Raw genomic sequence first — 691 nt, 5'->3', positions numbered from 1 at the left:
AGGTTAGAAAAATAAGGGCTTAATTCTTGTAAGCCATATTCGTCTATTAAAAAGGGCAACCAAGAAGGCGGACGCGTAATAAATTTCGCGCGGGGTATTTCTTCGAGTGCCGTTTTAACGTGAGGGTCAAGAGCCATTGCTTCTGCAAAACAGCGTTCAAACAAGCTCGAATTCGGTGGCAAAAGTGAGGAAAGCATCAATAAGCACGCCCCCGTTCAAACAAGACAATATCCCCCAAAGCTACAGCTTCATCAGGTGCGACCAAAATATCCTCACAAGGGTGCGTTATGTTCACATGGTGCACACCCTCAACCATCAAGCGACTGAGTATCCAACTTAAAGAAAGATCACGCCCAAGCCTCCATGTGCACGCCCATTCTTCTCTCAAATTCTGCTCTGCTCTTTCCAAAACAAAGGAGCCTTCATCCGGTAACAACCAAAAATCAGCAGAAACATTGATCACCCGCTGCACCGCACTTTTGACCAAGAGAGTATCATTGGTCATTTTTACCTGTTTTTCATCAAGGGCGGCTTGCACCTTGGCAATTAAAGCTTCATCTGCCACCCCTGATGGACTATCACTAAAAAGAGCCACATGAATAATCGGGCTTTTGCCCACACGATAAACAAAAGCATCTTTGACATGGATATCGCTTGAGAGGGCAAAATATTGATAACGTGGCGCTGTGCC

General features: G+C 45.4%; 1 protein-coding gene and 1 pseudogene. Both read right to left on the bottom strand.

The window, feature by feature from the left end; genetic code table 11:
* Window positions 1–197 (bottom strand): annotated as a pseudogene (locus tag ACFIJS_RS09195) (phage tail protein); the annotation flags it as partial.
* Window positions 197–691: baseplate J/gp47 family protein (locus ACFIJS_RS09190; RefSeq protein WP_375651320.1), on the bottom strand; the 495-nt coding region annotated here is incomplete at its 5' end. The pseudogene ACFIJS_RS09195 and the gene ACFIJS_RS09190, both read right to left, overlap by 1 nt.

This window comes from Bartonella sp. OT172YNZD (assembly GCF_042193725.1).
Taxonomy (GTDB): Bacteria; Pseudomonadota; Alphaproteobacteria; order Rhizobiales; family Rhizobiaceae; genus Bartonella; species Bartonella grahamii_A.
This window is presented reverse-complemented; position numbering and strand designations above follow the sequence as displayed.